This is a genomic window from Lacticaseibacillus paracasei subsp. paracasei (assembly GCF_000829035.1).
GTDB classification, from domain to species: Bacteria; Bacillota; Bacilli; order Lactobacillales; family Lactobacillaceae; genus Lacticaseibacillus; species Lacticaseibacillus paracasei.
The window spans coordinates 1,807,123-1,829,878 of the sequence record NZ_AP012541.1; the positions used below are offsets into that span (position 1 = coordinate 1,807,123).

General features: G+C 46.2%; 17 protein-coding genes, 1 tRNA gene and 1 pseudogene. 2 read left to right on the forward strand and 17 right to left on the reverse strand.

Features of this window, described 5'->3' with window-relative positions; all coding sequences use genetic code 11:
* Window positions 1–3: 3 nt before the first annotated feature.
* The 14 genes and pseudogenes from LBPC_RS08885 to LBPC_RS08950 all read right to left on the reverse strand — a co-directional run bounded on the left by LBPC_RS08885 (window position 4) and on the right by LBPC_RS08950 (window position 16,883).
* Window positions 4–1,161 carry a serine hydrolase domain-containing protein gene (locus LBPC_RS08885; RefSeq protein WP_011674604.1) on the reverse strand — a complete coding sequence of 386 codons (1,158 nt, stop codon included), beginning with the start codon at window positions 1,159–1,161 and terminating at the stop codon, window positions 4–6.
* 266 nt (window positions 1,162–1,427) lie between these two features.
* Window positions 1,428–2,255, reverse strand: coding sequence for an ammonia-dependent NAD(+) synthetase (nadE, locus tag LBPC_RS08890; RefSeq protein WP_041091527.1), 828 nt, complete (start codon window positions 2,253–2,255; stop codon window positions 1,428–1,430).
* Between the two features lie 2 nt (window positions 2,256–2,257).
* A pseudogene (locus LBPC_RS08895) lies at window positions 2,258–3,450 on the reverse strand (serine hydrolase domain-containing protein).
* 3 nt (window positions 3,451–3,453) lie between these two features.
* Window positions 3,454–4,917 carry a nicotinate phosphoribosyltransferase gene (locus LBPC_RS08900; protein ID WP_003566087.1) on the reverse strand — a complete coding sequence of 488 codons (1,464 nt, stop codon included), beginning with the start codon at window positions 4,915–4,917 and terminating at the stop codon, window positions 3,454–3,456.
* Between the two features lie 362 nt (window positions 4,918–5,279).
* On the reverse strand, window positions 5,280–5,981 hold the full coding sequence (locus LBPC_RS08905) for a GntR family transcriptional regulator (protein ID WP_003566099.1): 702 nt from the start codon (window positions 5,979–5,981) through the stop codon (window positions 5,280–5,282).
* A 24-nt stretch (window positions 5,982–6,005) separates the two neighbouring features.
* Window positions 6,006–7,151: an N-acetylglucosamine-6-phosphate deacetylase gene (gene nagA / locus LBPC_RS08910; protein ID WP_003575514.1), complete on the reverse strand. Its 1,146-nt coding sequence runs from the start codon at window positions 7,149–7,151 to the stop codon at window positions 6,006–6,008.
* A 106-nt stretch (window positions 7,152–7,257) separates the two neighbouring features.
* Window positions 7,258–8,055 (reverse strand): pyrroline-5-carboxylate reductase, encoded by a 798-nt coding sequence (gene proC / locus LBPC_RS08915; protein ID WP_003594962.1) that lies wholly within the window; start codon window positions 8,053–8,055, stop codon window positions 7,258–7,260.
* Window positions 8,056–8,067: 12 nt separating this feature from the next.
* Window positions 8,068–10,044 (reverse strand): S9 family peptidase, encoded by a 1,977-nt coding sequence (locus tag LBPC_RS08920; protein ID WP_003594964.1) that lies wholly within the window; start codon window positions 10,042–10,044, stop codon window positions 8,068–8,070.
* Between the two features lie 137 nt (window positions 10,045–10,181).
* Window positions 10,182–10,262: transfer RNA gene (locus tag LBPC_RS08925), tRNA-Tyr, on the reverse strand.
* 110 nt (window positions 10,263–10,372) lie between these two features.
* A complete protein-coding gene (locus tag LBPC_RS08930; RefSeq protein WP_011674606.1) occupies window positions 10,373–11,200 on the reverse strand; it encodes a metallophosphoesterase in 828 nt (275 codons plus the stop codon).
* Between the two features lie 61 nt (window positions 11,201–11,261).
* Window positions 11,262–12,728, reverse strand: a complete 1,467-nt coding sequence (locus LBPC_RS08935; RefSeq protein WP_003566109.1) for a peptide MFS transporter — start codon at window positions 12,726–12,728, stop codon at window positions 11,262–11,264.
* A gap of 474 nt (window positions 12,729–13,202) precedes the next feature.
* Window positions 13,203–15,521: an ABC transporter ATP-binding protein/permease gene (locus tag LBPC_RS08940; RefSeq protein ID WP_003591104.1), complete on the reverse strand. Its 2,319-nt coding sequence runs from the start codon at window positions 15,519–15,521 to the stop codon at window positions 13,203–13,205.
* Between the two features lie 425 nt (window positions 15,522–15,946).
* Window positions 15,947–16,321, reverse strand: coding sequence for a hypothetical protein (locus tag LBPC_RS08945; RefSeq protein ID WP_003594971.1), 375 nt, complete (start codon window positions 16,319–16,321; stop codon window positions 15,947–15,949).
* A gap of 139 nt (window positions 16,322–16,460) precedes the next feature.
* Complete coding sequence (locus LBPC_RS08950) at window positions 16,461–16,883, reverse strand: hypothetical protein (RefSeq protein ID WP_003566828.1); 423 nt, start codon at window positions 16,881–16,883, stop codon at window positions 16,461–16,463.
* A gap of 562 nt (window positions 16,884–17,445) precedes the next feature.
* Here LBPC_RS08950 and LBPC_RS08955 point away from each other — a divergent pair.
* Both LBPC_RS08955 and LBPC_RS08960 read left to right on the forward strand, forming a co-directional pair.
* The gene (locus LBPC_RS08955; protein ID WP_003591108.1) at window positions 17,446–18,876 is read left to right on the forward strand and encodes an MFS transporter; all 1,431 of its coding nucleotides are present in this window, start codon (window positions 17,446–17,448) and stop codon (window positions 18,874–18,876) included.
* 94 nt (window positions 18,877–18,970) lie between these two features.
* Complete coding sequence (locus tag LBPC_RS08960) at window positions 18,971–20,107, forward strand: alpha-L-fucosidase (RefSeq protein ID WP_011674607.1); 1,137 nt, start codon at window positions 18,971–18,973, stop codon at window positions 20,105–20,107.
* Window positions 20,108–20,215: 108 nt separating this feature from the next.
* Here LBPC_RS08960 and LBPC_RS08965 read toward each other — a convergent pair whose 3' ends face one another.
* From LBPC_RS08965 to LBPC_RS15620, 3 genes are all read right to left on the reverse strand, one after another.
* Window positions 20,216–20,533 (reverse strand): thioredoxin domain-containing protein, encoded by a 318-nt coding sequence (locus LBPC_RS08965; protein WP_003594977.1) that lies wholly within the window; start codon window positions 20,531–20,533, stop codon window positions 20,216–20,218.
* Between the two features lie 170 nt (window positions 20,534–20,703).
* Window positions 20,704–22,371, reverse strand: a complete 1,668-nt coding sequence (locus tag LBPC_RS08970) for a phosphoenolpyruvate carboxykinase (ATP) (RefSeq protein WP_003594979.1) — start codon at window positions 22,369–22,371, stop codon at window positions 20,704–20,706.
* Window positions 22,372–22,585: 214 nt separating this feature from the next.
* Window positions 22,586–22,753, reverse strand: coding sequence for a FeoB-associated Cys-rich membrane protein (locus LBPC_RS15620; protein WP_003566823.1), 168 nt, complete (start codon window positions 22,751–22,753; stop codon window positions 22,586–22,588).
* Window positions 22,754–22,756: the final 3 nt, after the last annotated feature.

The following is a 22,756-nucleotide window of genomic DNA, read 5'->3' on the forward strand; positions in this document are numbered from 1 at the left end:
CATTCAGCCCAACTCACTAAATAGGTGAACCGCTAAGTCATGCAGATTCAGTGCATGCGAATTGTAGTTGCTGAGCAAAATGACGGCATTTTGGCCATCATGACTTATCGCGGTTGAGGCCATCTGACCGGCGACGACACCGTTGGTTGAGTAAAAGTCAGCATGGTTATAAATACCAGCGTTATAAACACCATCGTTGCGGTTACGCAATGTTTTTAGAGTTGAAAGTGGTAATACTTTCCCTGTATCAATACCACGCAACAGCCGGTATAAGTCACCGGTGGAAGTATAGACATTGCCCGTGCCTAGTTCTCGATTATACCAAACTGCTGGTTCACCAATCGCAGTTTGATAAGGATTAGCAGCCGGGCCAGTGTAAGTGATAGCTCGCTCAGGATCTGTCAGCATTGCGGGTAAAAAGCCTGTGTGCTTCAGGTTGAGCCGATCGAAAATATTGTTTTTGACTTGCTGCTCGTATGAACGACCAGCAACTTTTTCTATCACACCAGCAAGTAACACGTAATTAACTGCTTGATAAGCGTAATTATCCTGCGGCAGATAGGTTAAGTTGGCAATCGACCATTGAATAATATTAGCATCATCCATTACAGTTGGTTGATACTTACGCAAACTAAAGCCGCTGCGCATAGCCACCATCATGCGCAAAGTCACTTGATCGCCGGTTTTGATGCCAGTTAGATATTTGCCAACCGGATCATCCAAGCTGAGCTTGCCAGAAGCGGCCAATTGCGCAAGCGCAACCGCAGTCACGGCTTTTTGAATTGAACCAATCTGAAACAGCGTGGTTGGACCGTTGCGGCGATGTGTCGTCGTATCGGCATCACCAACGCCATTGTTAAACACGACTTTGCCGTGCTTAATGATCAGGGCACTGCCAATAAACTTGTCATTGGTCAACTCTTGCTCAAGTGGTTGGCCTTCAGTCGTCGTCGCGGCACGATCCAAGGTCATGGCCAATATTTCTTCTTTTGATTTACCCCGATCCTGACGTACCGCTTTTGTGACTGTCTTTGCGGATTTTGACTTCGTATTCACGGCGGATCGGCTGTTTTGCTGCCAAAGGTACGTTCCCGCACCAATGCTGACTGCACATAAAATCAGCATGACGCCCAACCAAATATAACGATGCTTCCCCGACATCTTAAAACCTACTCCTTTAAATGCATTCACGAGCGCAAAACCTTTATGTGAGGACCTTAAACCTAAATGGCCGCTCCTATACTTCGGTTTCAAACCGGCTCAGTTCACGCTCTTATCTAAACGCGCTCACTGGCCCAGAAAACCGGCTCAGCTCACGCTCTTCCAAATTTAACTTTTCTGGACGCAAAAATACCACATTATCCAGCAAAAAGACAGCCCGTCGCATCACTGATTGCTATCGGTGATGCCTTGGCTGTCTTTAAGCGTTATTTCCAAAAATTATCGAAAACCGTGATTGGTAAATGCCGCTTGTGGGCGGTTTTTTGGTACCACTTTTCAATCGTTTCAGCAGCTTGATCAGTGACGTCTTTTCCTTCCAAATAATCATCAATGTCTTTGTACTTGACGCCTAACGCAACTTCATCAGGCAGCGCTGGGCGATTGTCTTCAAGATCAGCTGTAGGGGCCTTTTCATACAGGTGTGCCGGTGCGCCTAATACCTTCAAAAGCGCGGCGCCTTGTCGTTTGTCCAATCGATACAATGGCGTCAAATCAGCGCCACCATCACCAAATTTGGTGTAAAAGCCAGTCACGGCTTCAGCGGCATGATCTGTGCCAATCACCGCACCGGCATTATTGCCAGCAATCGCATATTGCGTGATCATCCGCATCCGAGCCTTGATGTTGCCTTTGTTGAAATCAGAAATCTTTGACCCATCAGCCTCAACCGCCGCGACCATTGCATCAACACTCGGCTTAATATTCACACGCTTGACAACATCAGCGTGCATAAAGTCGATAGCAGCCATAGCATCGGCTTCATCGGCTTGTTCACCATAAGGCAGACGAACGGCAATAAATTGATAAGCATCGTCGCCGGTTTCTGCTCGCATTTCCTGCATGGCCTTTTCGGTCAAAGCGCCAGCAAGACTCGAATCTTGCCCGCCCGAAATGCCGAGGACATAAGTTTTTAAAAAAGTGTTCTTTTTCAAATAAGCTTTTAAAAAGTCTACACTACGACGAACTTCAGTTTCCGGATCGATTGTTGCTTGAACACCCAATGCTTTGATGATTTCTGCTTGTAATGGACGCATAGTCAAACTCCTTTAATCATATTCAGATACAAATTTTTAATGAGACTTTGGGTTATCTTGTCCGTGTTGGCAAGCAAGACAACCGCGTTTTGGCCGCTGGTATCAATCATGGTACCTGCAGATTGCGAAGCCACCACCCCGTGCGTTAAGGTGTAGCCTCCAAAATTATAAACCCCCGCTGTGTACTGACCATTATCCAAATTCCGCAGTGCCTTCAATGAAGCAGTTGAAATGATTTTCCCCTGATTCACCGCCTTGATGATCTGATACAAATCACCCGCACTTGTATAAATATTGCCAGTACCCAGTTCCCGATTATAGTTCACAGAAGGCTCTGTGTACCGTTTTGCGTAGGGATTATTAATGGGACCACTATAACCAAACGCCTGATTCGACTCGTGAAACAACTCTGGCATAAACCCAGAGTGAGTCAATTTCAACTTCTTGAAAATTTCCTGTTGAATCAAATCGGCATACAGTCGGCCAGTCACTTTCTCAATCACACCAGCCAACAAAACATAATTCACTGGTTGGTAATCATAACGAACCGTTCCATAATTTAAGTTGGCAATCGACCAACGGACAATGCCAGCGTCAGAAAGCGAAGCACTCTGCGCACGCGTCAATGATAAGCCGCTACGCATGTTGAGCATCATGCGCAAGGTAACTTGCTTGCCTGTCCTAATGCCAGTCAAGTACTTACTGATCGGGTCAGACAAATGCACTTTGCCTTGTTCAACTAGTCGCATAAGCAACACGGCAGTCAACCCTTTTTGAATCGAACCAATTTGATAAAGTGTCTCCGGACCATTTAAACGTCCAGATTCAGCATCGGCATAGCCAAGTCCTGTGTTCAAAATAATTTTGCCACGTCTGATCATCAACGCAGTACCACTAAAATGATTAGCCTCCAATATTTTCATAAACGGCTTGGCTCCGCCTGATTAACTGGCTGCATGAGCTTGTCAGTCGCGGATGTCGCTGTTCGCGTTTCATTTTGGAGGCGTTGCTCAACCGCCCGATGTCGGTTCAATTCTGTTTCATACTTACGCCGAGTCCGCTCTTCCTTAGCCTCAATCTGTGGCTTCAAATAAAAATGATCGTAACTCGCATAAGCAGCTATTCCAACTACAAGACCGACTAGTAAGCTAAGGATTAGCCAACGATGCTGCGATCGCCTTTTCGATGCCCTCATAGATTATTCCTCGCGGTCAGCCACCGCTGATTTGACTGCTTTGATCAGATCCATCTTGTTGTCCCAAACCCGTTGCGACAAGTCTACCGGGTAGTCCTGTGGGTTCAGAATGCGTCGATATTCATCCCATAATGCGTTGGTACTCCGAGTGGCATATGCTTGGACTTCTTGTAACGGTGGTGTGTGATAAACCTGCTGGCCTTTGTCATAAATCGTCTGTAGAAGTGGCTTGGCTTCAAAATTTTTAACCGTTTTATTGATGTACGGAAAGTTCGGATGGAACATATAAAGACTTCGTTGTGTATCAATGGTTTCATCTGCCAAGGCAACATAATCGCCTTCAGATTTGCCATCATCTTGACGCGTAATACGCCAAACCTGCTTTTTGCCCGGCGTTGAAACTTTCTCAGCATTGTTCGACAATTTGATCGTGTCGCGCATTTTGCCGGCTGCATCTTCAATTGATACCAACTTAAACACGGCGCCCAATGCCGGCTGATCATAGGCGGTAATTAAACGTGTCCCAACACCCCAAATATCGATTTTGGCACCTTGCATCTTCAAGTTCTGAATCGTATTTTCGTCAAGATCGTTTGAGGCGTAAATTTTAGCAGATTCATAACCGGCATCGTCCAATTGTTGCCGAACTCGCTTGGAGATGAAAGCCATGTCACCACTATCGATCCGGACACCAAGAAAGTTGATCTTGCCTTTAAACTCATTCGCAACTTTGATTGCTGCAGGCACACCAGAACGCAAGGTGTCATATGTATCAACGAGGAAAACAACATCCTTATTGCTGCGGGCATATGCTTTAAAAGCATCGTAATCATTGCCATAGGCCTGAACCAGCGAATGAGCGTGGGTCCCACTGATAGGAATACCGAATTCCTTACCCGCCAATACATTACTAGTCGCATTGAAGCCGCCAATATAAGCGGCCCGTGTGCCCCACAAAGCAGCCGCCGTTTCCTGTGCCCGCCGTGTGCCGAATTCCATCAGGGGGTCCGCACCAGCAACGCTGCGAATACGGGCGGCTTTGGTCGCAACCAATGTTTGATAGTTGATCATATTCAAAACCGCTGTCTCAACCAGCTGTGCTTGCGCCAATGGTCCCTCAATTTGCCAAATCGGCTCGTTGTTGAATACCAAGTCGCCTTCTAAAGCGGACTTAACAGTGCAAGTGAACTTAAGATGCCGTAAATAATCAATAAAAGCATCCGAATAGTCTGTTTGCGACTGCAGATAAGCTAAATCATCTTCAGAAAACTTAAGATGATTCAGGTAGTCCATCACATGTTCCAATCCCGCAAAAACAGCAAACCCCGAACCAAACGGTAAATCCCGAAAAAAGACTTCAAACACGGCATTGCGTTCGCTAATCCCCTGTTCAAAAAAGGTATTCATCATATTTAATTCGTAAAAATCGGTGTGGAGTGTAAGTCCTTCACCCAACTGTGTGGTCATCATGGCTCCCCTTCCGGATAAGTGGCAACAACAAACAAGCGCTCGTATAGGCGCAGTGATGCTTAATTTATAGTTCATCATTATATACCATTCAGAGAAAATGGGACAGAGCGCGAACAGGCGCGGTTAGAAACCGGAGCATAAGTGGCCTCAAGCCTAAAATGGCTGGGCTTTGGCCATTTAGGCTTGAGGTCCTTATGTGCAGGTTTCTGCGCCTGTTCGCGCATTTCGAAATCAGCATAGCTTAGGCTCAGATTCCCTTTCAAATAGCATCAAAACCAACGAAAAAAGCCAAAGAACAAGATGCCATCTTGCTCTTTGACCTTTCCAAATGCCTAGCGTTTATAACCAAGCAGCAAACATTACCGTTCTAGATAAAATTCAAATCTTTCGCCAACATACTGCGTTCGAACGTATTCAAACGGCGTACCGTCCTGCAAGAATGATACCTGACGCAAACGTAGGATCGCTTCGCCACGTTTGATGTCCAGATACTCTGAGATTCGTTCGCTTGCCAGCATCGCACTGACAGTCTGTTGCGCACCGCCAAGCACATAACCGCCTTTTTTCTCCAAGGTATGGTAAAAACTGGCTGTCATTTCTTTCTTGGTAAAGTTTTTGACGAGGTTGTATGGAACAGCCGCCGTTTCAAAGCTAATCGGAATCTTATCCGCGTAACGAATCCGTTCCATGCGCAAGACTTGTTCTTTAGGCTCAAGTTTAAGTTTTTCAACTTCAGAACTTGTTGGCTGGGCCACGTGGTAGGAGACTGTCTTACTGGATGGCACCTTGCCTTGTGCTTGCATCAGATCCGTAAAGCTTGTGACGCCAGACATTTTCTCTTGGACTTTCTGGTTGGCAACATAGGTACCGGACCCGACGCGCCGTTCGAGAATGCCTTCATCGACCAATGTTTGAATGGCTTGGCGCAACGTCATCCGTGACACTTTAAACGTGACAGCTAAATCACGCTCAGAAGGAATTCGGTCGCCAACGCGCCATTTGCCTGCTTCAATATCTGCCCGAATCGCGTTATGAATTTGAATATAAACTGGTGCATCCATGAATGATCGCCTCCAAATCGTGGTTCAGTCTTCGGTGTCGTGTTTAACGCCATAGCTGTAGGTTGCAACCAAATCGTTATTGCGATCCAAAACGTTGATATCGGCATCTTTCCCGACTTCAAGCGTGCCTTTTGATGTCAGGTTGAATTCCCGTGCTTGGTTAACCGATGACATTTCAACGGCATCAAACAAGGAAGCATCCATGAAGCTCATCGCATTCTTAAAGGCATCTTTATACATCAGAACTGAGCCGGCAAGTGTGCCGTCTTTAAGCCTTGCCTGCTTATCTTTGACATAAACTGTTTGACCGCCTAATTCACTCTTACCTTCTGGCATGCCTTTGCTACGCATGGAGTCGGTAACCAATTCGATTCGTTCTGGTCCTTTTTGGTCAAAAGCGAGGCGGAGCATATCAGGCACGATGTGGAAGCCGTCACAGATTAATTCACAATACATGTTGTCTTCAAGCATCGCATGACCGGTAACACCAGGCTCGCGATGGCGCAGGCCGCGTTGAGCATTGTAGAGATGCGTCACATGTGTTGCTTTGCTATGCAGCATCTGTTCGCGGGTAGCGTTACTGTGACCAACAGAAGGCACAATGTTGTGCGCCAACAAGTAGTCTTCAAATGCTTGTGACCCTTCGTCTTCTGGCGCATAGGTGATGAGCTTAACCAGACCACCGGATAATTCCTGCCACTGTTTCACTAAATCAACATTAGGATTCTTGATATATTCTTCAGGTTGGGCACCCTTGAAGACCTTACTGATGAATGGGCCTTCAAGATGCACGCCTTGAATAATGTGGTTGCGTTCAGCCGCCTGTTTAACGCCACGCATGGCTTTGTCAATATTCTCAGTTGACTGCGTCATGGTCGTTGCAAAAAGGGTCGTCACCCCTTCGTGCGTCATCATTTTCGTTGCCATTTCATCAATCTGATCTGCATCACCGTCCATGGCATCAAAGCCATAACCGCCGTGAGCGTGAACATCAATAAACCCTGGAATCAAGGTTTTCCCTTGAAGGTCAAAAGTCTGTTCACCAGATTGGGCGCGATAATCAAACATGTCGCCAACTGCCAAAATTTTGTCATCGAAACGAACATAGCCGTCATCGATGCGTTCTAATCCAGTATAGATCGTTGCGTGTTTCAATACTGTAACCGTCACAATACCACTCCTAATTGTTTAATGCTTCATTCGACAGATAACATATACCAGTATAACTGGTATAGACCAAGATTACAAGCTATACCTTCGTCGTACAACGTCATACTTATCCTTGACGATCCTTAGCAATGGTTGCGTCCACTCCCTTGATAACGGCAGACATGAGCCCTGCTTGCTCCATCGCCAACAAGCCAGCTACTGTTGTACCACCTGGGCTTGAGACTTGATCAATCAGATCAAATGGCGATTGCTCGCTGGCCAAAACATTTTGGGCACTCCCCATCACTGCTTGAGCAGCAATGGCTGTTGCCTGTTTTTTAGTTAACCCATACTTAACGCCAGCCCGCGATAGGCTATCGATGAATAAGTAAACAAAAGCTGGTGATGACCCTGCCAACGCGACAAATGTCGAAAATTGATCCTCAGGTAACGCCATAGTTTTACCTAAGACGTTCAATAAGTCCAGTAAGCCATCTAATTGACCCGCAACACTATCATTAGCCGCGTAAGCCGTCATCCCCGCGTTGATAGCCACATTCACATTAGGCATAATTCGCAGGATCGGTTGATCTTGACTGCCAAGGGCATCTTCAAGGGTCGCCAGTAAAACACCGGTAAGCATCGAAACAATCGGTACCTGCCGTTGTTTGAGCGTTGGCCCGATTGTCTTTAGAATCGGCACACCAAGTTTGGGGGCAACAGCTAGGAAAACGATATCGGCAGTGTCTGCAACTGCCTGATTGCTCGCGACCGCTTTGGCGCCAATTTTGGCGGCATACGGTTCATAGTGAATCGGTTGCCCGCCATGCAGAACAATTTCCTCAGGCGTGACCGCATTTTTAGCTAACAAACCAGTGATGATCGCCCGTGCCATATTGCCGGCACCAATAAATCCAATTGTCATGGCCTGCCTCCTTTATGCTTGATGACTTTCTTCTGTTGCTGAATGGGTCTTGAACCAATCGACGAGGGCTGCTAATCGCGCTAGTCGCAGATTCGGTAGCCCGCTGCGAGACAGTTCATGCGTGGCATTGGGAAAGCGCATGAACTTAGTATCAACGCCATGCAACTTCAAGCCAATATAAAATTCTTCGCCTTGGCCAATCGGACAGCGTTGATCATTTTCACTGTGCATGACCAACGTCGGGGTTTGGGCAAAGTCGATATGGGCTAGCGGTGAAAAATCCCAAAGGCTTTTCACATCAGATAAATCACCGGTCCATTTTCCTTCGAGTTCCCAAGGTGTGAAGAAGTAGCCGATATCACTTGTACCGTACATACTCAACCAGTTAGCAATAGATCGTTGGGTAACAGCAGCCTTAAATCGGTGAGTATGCGTCACAATCCAGTTCGTCATAAAGCCGCCGTATGATCCGCCAGCCACATACAAACGATCAGGATCAATGGTGGTATCCAACTTCAAGGCTTCATCCACTGATGCCATACAATCCTCATAATCGCCTTGGCCGTAATGTTTAATCACGGCCGCTGTAAAGGCCTCGCCATACCCTAACCCACCGCGCGGATTCGGGCAGATGACGCCGTAGCCTTGAGCAGCCAAGAACTGCATTTCGTGGAAGAAGGTATACCCATAACCAACTGCCGGTCCGCCGTGAACATATAAAATGGCTGGATGAGAAGCTGTCGCCTGCTGTGGCGGGAAATACCAACCTTCGATCTCGAAACCATCGCGCTGGAAGTTAAATGTTTGTGGCGTCACCAACCCCATATCGCGTGTTACCCGACGATTAGGATCATAAATCACGTGTTCTTCTTCAGTCGCCAAATCAAAGTAGCTCAATCGGCTTGGAACCGTCATTGTGCTTTCCGTAAAAACAACCCCGTGATGATCCGGCGTTAAAGCGTAATCAGTTACATGCCGACGTCCGCCAATCAAAGGTGTCAGCTGCTCGTCGGGACCGCCTGCATACAAGCTCGTTTTCCCATGGTCAAAACCAATCGTCAGATAATAGTCGGCGGTGGCAAAATCAGCCACTTTTTCAGATAAATCCTGTTGAAAATCGCCATTAACGTGTCCCGGAATATCAAAATCAATATCATCGGCGACATCTTGCAACGTTTTGGTCGCTAAATCATAATGCCACAAGTGACTTTGCGACACATTTGGCAGATGATTGTCCGACCCCACAAGCAGCAATTGCTTGCCATCTGCTGAAAATGCTTCTGGCGATAAGGCCGCTTGCGGTAACTGATCATTAACCATGGTTACCTGTTGATCAGCTAAATTTAACAAATAAGTTGCCTGGCTAAAATCATTTGGGTCATCGGGCAGGCGCTCTGCAGTAAATGCCAAGGTCTGTCCGTCTGGAGAAATCGCCCCGACTTCAAATTCATGCTCCCGGCCCATTACCAAACGACTGGTCTTTTGACGCAGGCGTTGGACTCGTAATTCATAAGCGACATGTTCTGGTAATAAGCCGACCCCATTTAACTTATAGGGCACACGTGAGACCGTCACCGGTTGTGGCCACTGCTTATCCGTCTTTTTCGGCTTTGCGCCAACTGTCGTCTGAATAAACAGTGCTTGACTGTCCGCTTGCCAACCAAAGTAGGACACGCCTTCTTTTTCAGCAGAAAATTGCTTGGCAGTACCGCCATTGACCGCCTGTAAGAAAACTTGAGTCGTTTTATCGGATGCTTGACTCAAAAAGGCCAACCACTGCTGATCTGGACTAAGCAGCGGATGCCGATCATGTTTTTGATCAAAGCCATACGCGATAGTGCCGCCACGATGATTGACGAAACAAATGCGCTGATAATAAGTATTATCGGCCTCCGAAATGCGATTTTCCTGAACAAAGTAGCCATCATCTGTCGCACTTGGATACGACAATGATACCAATTTAAAAAGATCTGTCGCTTTAATTGCCATACGATCACGCCCTTCCTCATATTGCTTTAAGCGTAGCGGTTGGGCTATACCATGTCAATTAGCTGGACCGCTTGAAATAAAAAAAACGCATGGCCTCCGCCATGCGTTTACGTCTTCTATCGAACTTTAATACTGGATGGAGGAGATAGGATTCGAACCTATGAACCCGAAGGAGCGGATTTACAGTCCGCCGCGTTTAGCCTCTTCGCTACTCCTCCGTGTGATTGCTGCGAATCAACTTAAATAGCATACAAAAATGCGATTCAAAAATCAACAGCATTTGTCTGATTTTTGACCGCATTTTTCGTATTCTTAAAGGTGATAGCGTTCAAGACAACGTTGGCACGGTTAATGTCACAAGCGTCTGCCGCCATTCAGTCCACCAATCTTGACTCTGCCACTCGAATAATCGTTTTAAGCCATATCCAAGCGGCTGATGATAATACGTAGTACCGCTTAAAAGCTTAGGCGCATCGCGAAAATGCTCATGGCCGAACACCACTGCCGACACTCTACCTGTCAGCAAATCGCCGAGTTTGGCCGACCCCATTAGCGCCGTTGCCATCTGCCAAGGCGGCCGATCAACTGTGTACTCCATTGCCTCACGAATCGGCACAAAATGCGTCACATAAATCATCTGGTGCGTCTGATTCGCTTGCAGCGCTGCCTTCGTGGTGGTCAAAACCCGTTGCATTCGCGCAGCATCAGTGACAGGCGCGTCAATGGCACTATCAATCCAAAAGGCGCGTTTCCATTGAGCATATTCCGCATCGGTTTTCATATTGCCCAGCTGTCCTAGCGAATAATCATACCAGCCATTGTTGCCAATAATGACAGCATTGGTGCCAGGCACTGGCAAAATCTTTTCATGCAGATACAGCGGATCAACCGCTGATTGAATTTCATCGTACGTTGCGCCATTCACCATATCGTGATTGCCTGCCAAAAAGCGAATGGTGACTGCAGACCCAACTTCTGCCTGCAGTGCGCGAAAATAAGCCAAAGATTTGGTGAAGTCATTGTAAGTATCACCGGCATTCACATAGATCTGATAATCATGTTCAACCAGATAAGCGGCCTGCTTCTTCAGCATCTCAAAGCCATCGACGCGATTCACATCAAAATGGTTGTCAACACTGAACGCAATTTTCACCATCAGCGCACCTCCACCAAATTTTGTCAGCAGCATGGACCAAATGACGTTGAAGCTTCGAAGCCTAATTAACACCTTGCATTAATTTTTCGATCCGTGGTGTGAAGAAGGCCAGGACAACCGCAAAGCCAACGGACACCAAACCCACAATGGCGAAATAAGCCACCTCGTGATTTGGCGTATAAAACCGGACAATCTGCGCATTCACGGCTTGTGCCGAGGCATCAGCTAAGAACCACATGCTCATCATTTGTGACGAATAAGCTTTCGGTGCCAGTTTGGTTGTGACTGACAAGCCAACCGGAGAAATTAACATTTCCCCGATTTCAACAATCGCCCAACTCATGACCAGCCATAATGGTGAAACTTTGGCGCTGCTGCCAAACAGCATCACTGGGATAACCATCCATAAATAAGAGGCACCCGCAAAAATTAAACCAAGATAAAACTTTTTCGGCGATGTCGGTTGCCGTTTACCGAGTTTCATCCATAACCATGCAAAAAGCGGCCCATAAAGCAAAATAAACAATGGATTTAAAGTTTGAAAATTACCAGGGAGAATTTTAAAAAAGCCAAAATCCAGCTTTGTCTGTTGGGCCGCAAAAAGCGCCAACACGACAGACCCTTGTTCTTCAATGGCCCAAAAAATCATTGCTGCTAAAAACAGCGGAATATAGGCAATCACCCGTGATCGTTCAGTCTTCGTAACTTTTTTACTACGAATCATGAGCACAAAGTACCAAATCGGCAAGCCAATCGCGATTAAGGTAATCAGGCTGATCACGTTGGCAATCGTCAGCGCATTGAACCCGGCCATCGCCAGTAAAATGACACCAACAGCCGCAATTGCTACCACCACACGGATCACCAATGGGCGAACATCTTCAGGCTTCAACGGATCAGGAGCAGTATTGTCAGCTGGGTTAATATATTTACGCCCGTCAATCACGTAAAAGATCAGGCCGACAAACATACCAATGGCTGCTAGCGAAAAGCCAGCATGAAAATTGACTTTATCCGCCATCCACGGAACAAAAATAGGTGCAATGAGCGATCCGAAGTTGATCCCCATGACAAAGATACTAAAGCCAGAATCGCGTCGCAGGTCATCTTCCGGATAGAGACTACCGACCATTTCAGACACATTGGGTTTTAATAAGCCCGTGCCCAGAACGATTAAAACAATCGAACCAAACAGTCCAGTCGCCCCAATTGGCAATGACAAAACAATGTGGCCTAGCATGATCAACACGCCGCCCCAAAAAACGGTTCGCCGTGAGCCTAACAACCGATCACTAATGAAGCCGCCGATTGTAGCACTTAAATAAACCAGTGACCCATAAATCGACATGATCGATAACGCAGTCGGCTGATCAAAACCCAAGCCGCCCTTCTCCACCGCGTAATACATGTAATAGATCAGAATTGCCCGCATGCCATAGTAACTGAACCGCTCCCAGAATTCAGTCATCGACAGGGTTAATAGCCCCCGGGGATGCCCCATAAACGTGCGATCCTTTGAATTATTCAATTGAAATACATCCTCTCACTAGGAAATGATCCCCTAGCTGCTCTCATGGCACTTCCCTCAAAATGCCAATCAATAAACTATCATTATAGATGTATTTTTTGGTGAAGACAAATAGGCAAGAGCGTGAGCTGGACCGGGTAGAAACCGGAGCATAAGCGGCCTTGGGTGTGATGGCCAGGTTTTGGCCATTGCGCCCGAGGTCCTTATGTGTAGGTTTCTGGGCCAGCAAACGCGTTTATGAGGAGCGCGAGCTGGTCCGAGTATAAACCGGAGCATAAAGTTGCCGCGGTCCTTATGTGTAGGTTTCTGGGCCAGCGAACACGTTTATGTGAAGCGTAGGCAGGTCCAGTTAAAAAACCAGCACCAAAGCAAAAAACTGAGTCAACATTCCCAGATGACCGCCTGTCCGCCAAAAAACGGTGTGTGGCGCAAATCATCGAGATATGTTGCTCAGTTCTTTTACCTAATTATGCGTTAGTCCGCGCGTAAAGCAATCGCAGCGTCTTTGTTGGCTGCCATGCGGGCAGGAATATGACCGCCGAGGACAGTCAGGATGGTGCTAATAAGAATGAGGATCACGGCATGAATCGGATTGAGTTGAGCGACATTCGGCAACTCTGTCATGCTATAAAGAATGGCATTGATTGGGAAGGTCAATAACCACGCGATAATGATCCCTAGAATACCGGAACTAACGCCAAGGATAATCGTTTCAGCATCAAACACACGCGTGATATCCTTACGCCGTGCACCCAAAGCCTTCAGCACCCCAATTTCCTTCGTCCGTTCAAGCACGGAAGTATACGTCAGAATTGCAATCATGATCATCGAGGTCACCAGTGAGATGCCAGCGAAGGCAACTAGGACGATAGTAATGGCTGACATAATGCCACCGGTCATGCTGGAAATTGTCCCCGCTAAATCTGTATAGACAACCTGATCGGCTTTTTTCTTACCGCGATTGAATTTATCAAGATAACTCAGAATCTTGTCTTTATCCTTGAAACTGGTTGGATAAATCGTAATCTGCGTGGGTGTTTCCGAACCGCCTAATGCCGTGATCAACTGATCCTTAGTCGCTTTGTCCACACTTTGATTGGTAAAGATGTTCACGTCACTGGCTCGTTGTGCCTTGACGACATCAGAGTCTTTGTTCAATGCCACAAGATCTTTTGTTAACCGATCAGAATAAGCAAACCCTTGGCTAAGCAAGCCATCACTTGTTTTCGAGCGCGTCCGCAGAACACCAGCAACCGTCAGTTCGCGGTTGTCGTTTTGTTTATAAGCATTTGCGTAATCTTTCGTTGGGACATAGACATTGCCAGCAACATTCTGGTAATAGGCATTATTCGAGATTGCCTTGATCTTAGTGCCAACAATCTGGTTAAATTTCACTTTTTGACCATCTTTAACATCAAAACCGAGGTTCTTCAAAGCATTGATGTTCGTCGAGTTGTCCCGATCAACAATCAGAATAACATCCCCATCATGCTTCGGATAACTACCGGCAACAACCTCATAATTTTTCTTCAGATAACTGGTGCCGCCTTCGCGATCAACCGGATAAACTGATGAACTAGCGCTTGCCAAGCCACGTTGAGTTTGATTACTGCTTGGCTTAGCTGTCGAAAATTGGACTGGCTTGATGGTACCATTCACGTCACGTAACAGATTCATACCAGTGCCATAAGTGTAGCCAATGTTGTCGGTTAGTTTCTTGCTAATGCCATTCACATAATCAATATACTTTTGATTTAACTTATTGGTGTGCTGCGCCTTATCACTAGCACTTTGCTTAGCCACAACTGTTGAGGTTGTTTTAAAAGTCGATGTCTTTGTATTGTCCGCCGCTCCCGCTGTTAAGCTAGTGGCGTTAGTCGAGATCGTAATCGGGAATTGCGCCAAAGTCTCCGCTTGCGTATTATCAATCTGTTTTTGAAAGCCCGAGGAAAGTGCTAAAACCACGGCAATGCCAATAATCCCAATACTGGAAGCAAATGCCGTCAAAAAAGTGCGACCTTTTTTGGTCATAATATTAGTAAATGACAATTTAAGCGCCGTGAAATAACTCATTTTGGTGCGATGCAGGTCAAAGCTGGCAGTTTTTTCTTCATCTTTGAATGGCCGTGAGTCAGAAAGAATTTTGCCATCCTTGAATTCAATCGTCCGTTCTGCATATTCATGCGCCAGTTGAGGATTATGCGTGACCATGATTACCAACCGCTCGCGAGATAAATCAGCGATTAAGCGCATAATTTCTTCACTAGTTTCGGTATCTAGTGCTCCCGTCGGCTCATCGGCCAATAGAATCGACGGCTCCGAGACAATTGCACGCGCAATCGCCACCCGTTGCATCTGGCCGCCGGAAAGTTGATTGGGTTGCTTACCCATATGTGCCTTCAAACCGACCTTCGTCAAAGCAGCCTCGGCCTTTTTACGGCGGTCTGCTGCTGACACACCACTCAAAGTCAGACCAAGTTCAACGTTTTCCAAAATACTCAGATGCATAATCAGATTGTAGCTTTGAAAAATAAACCCAACCGAGTTATTACGATAGGCATCCCAATCGGCTTCTTTAAAATTTTTGGTTGATCGCCCGTGTAAGAGCAAATCACCGGAATCATAACGATCAAGGCCACCGATCACATTCAGTAACGTCGTTTTCCCCGAACCACTGGGACCCAAAATGGCGACAAATTCTTGTTCCCGGAATTGAACTGAGACATCGTCAAGCGCTTTGGTCGTATAGTCGCCTGTCTGGTAATATTTTTTAATATGTTTTAAGTCTAGCAATCGTTGTTCTCCCCTTAATGCCTTTTCTGAAATAGAAAATAGTTGAAACGTTCGCTCGCAATCGCGATCCCCAAGCGGGTGTTAACGGCTAATCACTGATCGCACTTTTCTGCCTACGCCAAATCACGCGTTATATTAATGGTGCCTGTTTATACTTTGGAATGAAATAACTTGCCATATCTTAGCATACTTATGAACTACTTGATAATCAGCCCATAGTCTGAATTGGTGCGCTAGTCTAGAAACGCGCTACTGTTTCTCAATGAGATGTCACACGCAAACTAATCATGCCGCTAACTATCGTTGCATTTAAACACCAACGATGAGTCGATACCGGTCATGAGCAAAAAGTGGATACGAAAAAACCGAGCCGGGCTACCTGTTCAACAGGTTTGCGGTTCGGTGAATGCATATGTCAGCACTGATTAAGTGGGCTTCCTCAGTAACGGCTGCCAATAAATCAAATCCAGACTATGATCCGGATAGATGTAATAACTAATATTTAATTTTGCGAAAGGATTCGCCATTGCGGCAAGATAAATGGGTTGCGGAGCGTGAGCCAACCCAGCGACTGCGACCAGAATATACTTTGCCATCTGCTCAAATAAAGGTTGTGTGAGCCCAGTGGTTAGCTGAAATTCCAAGTCGACATAAATGAGTTCGCGGGTTTGTCGAGTAAGCGTGATGCGATGAATCGGCATGCCGCCAAAATTACCTTCACGATTGAGATCATCGACCATGCGCTTAATTTGTCTGTGCTTAAACTGTGGCCGCGCAAACATCATGCGCCAAACTGCCATGCCGTCATCCCCTTCTTTGAACGCACTCGCTGGCGCAGAAACCTGCGTGGCACGATCTCAATCACGTTGAGACTTCGGTTTCTAACCGCGCCAGTTCTAGCTTTGCCTCTATTATGCCACAAAGAAGCGGGTGATCGGCTTAAAAAATTGGGTCGAGGATTTTTGAGAAAGCTGTATCGATCTCAGCTCGAGCAGCCTGTTGTTCGGCTAAACCAGCGGCAAATCGGTCATGATCTACTTTGTCAGTGCCGATTGCTTGAAGCATGTTCAAAACACCGCCACGAATACCGCGCAAACCATTCACCAGTACTTTGTGGAAGGCCGCATAATTACAAGGTGCTGCTTCCGCATCCACACTGTCAACGAATGTACAAAATTTCATCACATTCTTGGTGAAGTACAAACGCAAATGATCGAGACTTTCACTTGCATAGCAATTTCCTTTCTCGATGTTTTTGCACGTGTGCACATATTCCTTAAAAACGGTTTCAAAAACAAGCAGTCGTTCCAAGTTCTGGTTCACAACTTCAACATAGTTTGGTTCTTGGCATCGTGTATGCATTTCATAGTCCCCCCTAGTCTTGTGACTTCATCAACTTACGCTCTTAATTATACCCACTAATGTCTTATAATCAATATAATTATTGTCTAATATTTAAATACCTAACGTTATATAACCCTCCAAAAGCCTATTATTATTACGATTTGCAAACATGACAGCAGTCTGTGAAAACCTTTTTCTTTGATATTGCACGCAATCTATTCAATTATGAAAACTTGTTTTATTTGAGTTGTGCCCCCATGTCTTGACTGACAACTAATTGTGATTTTCATGTTTCATGGCCAGTTGCACTGAAAATAAGATAACAAAAATATTTTTTAAATATTGACAATTTATATCTTAATATTTGACTTCCGGATGCTTGATCTGATTGGCAATTTGAATTTTGCGCCATTAGTTGTTAATTCAGTCAATTTAAAAGAACCTTTCAACAACGTTTCCTCGCAAGTTCGCAGAACATCACCTATAATTTAATCAAGCTGTTCGGTGTTATCCATACAAACATGGGTTACGCACTCTGGCTTTTGCAAGCGCACCGAGACGGCTATCTGGGAGGAACGTTATGAAAGGTTATCCAAAGCAATATCCGCTTGATCGACAGACTTTATTTGGGATCAACACTATGGGGTTAATGAGCACAACAGCTTATTATTTATACACGGCAGTTCTGATGATGTTCATAACTGACTACTCAGGGATCTATTCGGGTGTACCCGGCAAAGCCGCTGCTGTGGCAACGACCCTGTTATTTGTTGGCCGGTTATGGGACGCTGTTAACGACCTCTGGACTGGCTATCTGATCGATATATCGCCGCGAACCCGGTGGGGAAAGTTTAAACCATACGTGTTAATAGGCAGTTTATTAGCCGGTATTTTGGGTATGATGCTTTTTCACATTCCCCAAAACTTCTCCAATTTCGGTAAAGAGGTTTACCTCTATATCGTTTATTTTCTCTTTATGTTTGCTGCCACGATTATTGTGACGGTTCCGTTGACCAGTACCATGTCAGCCGACCAGGAAGTGCGTGCAAAGTTAATTTCATGGCCACGGATCACCAGCAATATTGTCGGGGTGGTTTTCGCCTTCTTCATGGCGATCGCAACGTATCTAGGAACAAAGCGCAACCCCAATATTCCCTTAACCGTCGATCTGATCGTCATACCATTTCTGATTTTGTCGTTGATCGGCATTGTCATGGTCAAAGAAGGTCCGGTTACCGAGGAGGCTAAGCCGCCAAGATTGCGAGATATTGGTCAGATGATCAAGATCAATCACCCTTTCCGTATCAACTTGTACTTTACCTTTGTCGGTGGGTTTGTTTGGGCATTACTGACCGCAACCTCGCTTTATTACATCAAGTATGCCTTTGGGGTGAAAAATCTCGGCACACAGTCCATGTATTTTGGCCTGCTAACCTTGATCACACTGGTCGCAGGCACTCTTATTTCTCAAAAAGCAATGCAGTACATTTCGGCTATTCGCGGTGTTCAGTGGTGCTATCTGGCCATGGCACCGTTTCTAGTCATCATGTTTATCATTAATGAAATTCATGTCATTGATAATCCGTGGGTCTTCTACTTACTCATCGGTATTGTCATGACCATCGCCGGAGCACAGTTTGTCCCTGCCAATTTAATCATTATGGAAACAATGGACTACAACCGACTCAAACTCAATGCTGGTATGGAAGCGACTATCAATGCCGTGAATATGTTTCTGCAAAAACTACAATCAGGACTAGCCACAATCGGCGTCGGTGCTGCACTACTGATCGTTGGTTACAACGCCCAAACGCTTGAAAAGGCAACGCATGTGCCAGACAACTTGTTGCAAAGTTTAGGCGTTGTCCTTTTCGCTATTCCTGCTGTGTTTTCTTTTTTAGCCTATCTGATTGCCCGACATTATCCATTGCAAGGTGCCGCTCGTGATGAGATGTACGCTGCTCTAGCTGCTAAACGGGTGACGAATACGCAGTCATCAAAATCTAAATGATGCATCGATCAATCATTTAACTGGCAACACTTTTTCGACCTGAGCAGAAGTGACAGCTTTCGACGTGTATCATGCTCTCAAGGAGACGATCTTCATGACCAGACCTTCAGCTGTTAATATTCATCGCACTAATCCACCAGACTGGTTTAAACAAGCGGATTTCGGTATCATCATTCACTGGGGACCCTATAGTGTGCCAGCTTACGCGCCAGTCAATATTCCTGATTACGGCACTTTAATCAAAACCAAATCATTAGGTTATTTGTTTGAACATCAACCTTATGCGGAGTGGTATGGCAACAGCATGTTATTGCCAAACAGCCCCGTAGCAGCCTATCACCGGACGCATTATGGCAACACCTCTTATGCAGATTTCGCAAAAACGTTCAAACAGACCGCCCAGAATGTCGATGTGCAGGCCTGGGCCGCAGCATTTGCCAATGCTGGCGCCAAATATGTCGTGATCGTTACAAAGCACCACGACGGTTTTGTCATGTTTGATCCGCACACCAATAACCCGTACGAACCTGACTATCATTTGAACTTCGACTTTGTCGGTGAACTGGCCCAAGCTGTTCGCGCCCACGGAATGCGTTTTGGAACCTATTATTCATCTTTATTGGACTGGACTTTCCCGCATCTGCCAATCAAAGATTACGGCAGCTTTCTATTGGGCAACGACAAAAGCCAAACTTACAAAGATTATGTATGGCATCAGTGGCACGAATTGATTGATCGGTATCACCCAGATGTGCTTTGGAGCGATATCGGCTACCCAGATGATCACCGCTTGGAAACGCTGTTCAAGTATTATTATCAACAAGTCCCAGAAGGTTTAGTGAATGACCGCTGGCAACAATTTCCTGATTGGATGCGAACCAGTTGGATACGACCTATTTTCAATCTCGTTGCGGCGCAGGTCATTAAACGTGACCAACATCACTCAGACGATCTCAGCGAGGTTAAGTACTATGACTACCGCACCCTTGAATATCGTACTGACTGGCCGCAAACAAATCGTTATTTCGAAATGACACGCGGCATGGACAAAAGTTTTGGTTATAACCGCCTCAGTCGGCCAGAGGACTATATTACTGCAGATGACATCAAGCAATTGATCGCAGAGCTTAGGTCTAAACGCGGTCGACTTTTACTCAATGTTGGTCCGGATATGAACGGCCAAATACCATCTGCCCAGCTCAGCATTCTTCAACAGTTAAGCAATAGGTAGTGGCGTATCTAAAATCATGCCCAGTTTCCTCGTCATGATCATGCAAATCAAAAAGCACCTGACCGCACAAAAACGGTCAGGTGCTTTTTCATGTCAGTAGCTGAAGCCTTACCCAAGTTGATTAATAGCTGTCCAGCTAGCCAACGCTTCAGGTCGGAAACCGCCCCATGTTGCCAATACATCACCCGTCGCATCGTCGCGAACGCGCACAACTGGAAAACGATCATATCCGGCCTCACGAAATTTTACAATTTTTTGGTGACTCCACGCCCGTTTTAACGGATCATTGGCGTTAATATCAACAAGGTTTGATTCACCTCGGTGGTTCGTCGTACGAAAATGTTGACCGTGTTCTGCGAGCCAGCGTTTGGTGAGCCGGCATGACTCGCAGTTAGGCTTTTCATAAATCACAAAATGAATCGCCATACGCTGCACTCCTTTGCATGACGCTGCCATCTTTTTAGTGCAATGGGCTGCGTGTATTGAGGTTAGCTTTACTATCCCCTATTTTAATCATTCATGCAATGCGTATGGGTTTGTTCAGGGTTAAATGACGATGGTTACCATCCTAAAATTTGGGGGTGGGTCTACCTTGCTCACATTGCGGCGGCTTGTTGGTCAAGGGCAGCGATGACGTCTTCAAGCGCACGGCTGGCATCAATAGGCAAACGATCATAACCATCATGGTCAACGTCTTTAGTCGCAATAAACGCCAACCTATCTTCCAAACGTTGACGGAGACGAGCGCGATAATCGTTGTCGCCAAAATCAACATTAAAACCGGATAACGGCAGATACCGCATCTTTGGTAGCAGGCCAAATGGTTTGAAGGCAGCTGTTTCGTCAACAATCTTGGCAATCGCGCCTAACGTATCGGCTGGTTTCACATTTTGACCGTTGTAAGAACCAGTATTCAAAATATAACAAGCTGTTTGGCGTTGTTCAAAGAGTTGGTGGAAATCTTGATAATCCTCCCCCAACGGATAGCTGCGGAATGGGTTCGCAAACGGTTCGATGACAAGATGATCACGATCAACATCACCGATAACGTTTTCCGCTGTTGAGCGTTTGGTTGCCAGCGTCACGCCAAAAGCAGCGGCAAGATCAGGATCTTCCAGTTTCACCACCGGCGGCAAGGTATCATCCTTCATGATCCAGAAAATAGCATCGATACTCTCCGTAAGATGATCCACGCGATTCGGCGTGACGTAACGTGACTTCACGGTTCGTCCATTGCCGTTGCGAATATCCTGCGTCACCAGTGTTTTCTTACCAGCGGCATCTAGGGTCACTCCAACATTTTGAACCGTCAGAAAATACTGAATGCCCGGATCACTCAACGGATAATCCTGAGTTTTATCAAAATATGAAGGCTCAAGCGCCGTTGTTGCACCCGTTTGTCGATCAATCACAAAGGCATCGTCATGTAAGACCTTCACGGGATACTGATCGCCGTGACTGGCCAACGTGATCGTTGACTTGCCGGAACCGGACAAGCCAAACGCTGCCATCGTAAAATCGCCGTCCTGTCGCGTATATTGTTTCATACCGCCATGACAGGCGACAAAACCATTCCGATGCGCCGTCGCCCACGCAAGCGTCAACGTGCCTTTTTTCAACTCGCCAAAGTAGCGTAAGCCTAACACGATGGCGGCATTATGCGTTGGATCAAACACGGCCAAACCGTTTGGATACGCCGGATCATGCCAATCGGGATCGGCATAAAGATAAATGTCATCTTCTGGAAGTGGGCGCGATTGTTCATATTCAGCATTGCGTTGTGGCGTATCAATTTGAAAATTCAGCAAGTACGTATACAAATTATTTGCATACGCCTCAGGCAGCATCAAATGCGCCTTGATAGCAAAATCAGAGGACAAGCCAACCGTGACATCCCCACGGAGAAAAGTCTTGCGACTCCCTAAAAAGACAGCTTCCCGAGCAATCGCCGCCAGTTTAGTCTCATCAACGTCAGGCTGACCAATAATCTGGCGGGCAGCTGCCGTCCGACCAACTACACGGCCGTCATTAGCCACTAACACCTTGGCATCTGGCGGCAATCCCAGTTCAGCCGTATGTTTGATCGGTAAATCCGTGATAATCACACCCGGCGCTGTTTTGGCTAAAGCATAGGCTTGGGCGATGGTAGTAACCTGCTTCACATTCTCCCCGTAAAATGCTGTTTCAACCGTGGCCTTAAGCGCTGAAAAATAGCCGCTCTGACTGGTGATGTCACTGCTTGAAAAACTTTGCTTACTTGTCATGGTTGAATCCCCCTCTTTGAACGTGCTCTTCAGCCCACGCTGAATCACGCACTATCTTTTTAACAACATGGATGTCAAATGAAAATATTTGCATGGTTCAATTATACCGAGACGAAGCAGCGGACGCGAGTTTTAAAAAACCCAAACTAGCGATTTGCTTCACTAGTTTGGGCTCGCGCGTTGTTAGCTGTGATACGTTAAAAAATCATGCGGGTTAAGCCTTCCGCCGATTGTTCGCCTGCACCATTTTTGCATGATCGATCAGCGGGCATCCGACTTCTTCACATTGGCTACAACCAGCCTTATTTTTTTTGAAAAATGTACGGTATGCTACAACCGCAATAATTAAAACAACGATACCGCCAATAATCCATGTTGCCATGAG

Excerpts from the sequence above, each read along its gene's own strand:
- proC (WP_003594962.1), bottom strand. The coding sequence starts at position 8,055 with ATGACAATTGGATTTATTGGTGCCGGCAATATGGCACGGGCGATCATC.
- LBPC_RS08955 (WP_003591108.1), top strand. The coding sequence starts at position 17,446 with ATGAAAGGTTATCCAAAGCAATATCCGCTTGATCGACAGACTTTATTT.
- LBPC_RS08945 (WP_003594971.1), bottom strand. The coding sequence starts at position 16,321 with ATGGCAGTTTGGCGCATGATGTTTGCGCGGCCACAGTTTAAGCACAGA.
- LBPC_RS08930 (WP_011674606.1), bottom strand. The coding sequence starts at position 11,200 with ATGGTGAAAATTGCGTTCAGTGTTGACAACCATTTTGATGTGAATCGC.
- LBPC_RS08885 (WP_011674604.1), bottom strand. The coding sequence starts at position 1,161 with ATGTCGGGGAAGCATCGTTATATTTGGTTGGGCGTCATGCTGATTTTA.
- LBPC_RS15620 (WP_003566823.1), bottom strand. The coding sequence starts at position 22,753 with ATGGCAACATGGATTATTGGCGGTATCGTTGTTTTAATTATTGCGGTT.
- LBPC_RS08905 (WP_003566099.1), bottom strand. The coding sequence starts at position 5,981 with ATGGATGCACCAGTTTATATTCAAATTCATAACGCGATTCGGGCAGAT.
- nadE (WP_041091527.1), bottom strand. The coding sequence starts at position 2,255 with ATGCGTCCATTACAAGCAGAAATCATCAAAGCATTGGGTGTTCAAGCA.
- LBPC_RS08965 (WP_003594977.1), bottom strand. The coding sequence starts at position 20,533 with ATGGCGATTCATTTTGTGATTTATGAAAAGCCTAACTGCGAGTCATGC.
- LBPC_RS08920 (WP_003594964.1), bottom strand. The coding sequence starts at position 10,044 with ATGGCAATTAAAGCGACAGATCTTTTTAAATTGGTATCATTGTCGTAT.
- LBPC_RS08900 (WP_003566087.1), bottom strand. The coding sequence starts at position 4,917 with ATGACCACACAGTTGGGTGAAGGACTTACACTCCACACCGATTTTTAC.
- LBPC_RS08970 (WP_003594979.1), bottom strand. The coding sequence starts at position 22,371 with ATGACAAGTAAGCAAAGTTTTTCAAGCAGTGACATCACCAGTCAGAGC.
- LBPC_RS08950 (WP_003566828.1), bottom strand. The coding sequence starts at position 16,883 with ATGCATACACGATGCCAAGAACCAAACTATGTTGAAGTTGTGAACCAG.
- LBPC_RS08960 (WP_011674607.1), top strand. The coding sequence starts at position 18,971 with ATGACCAGACCTTCAGCTGTTAATATTCATCGCACTAATCCACCAGAC.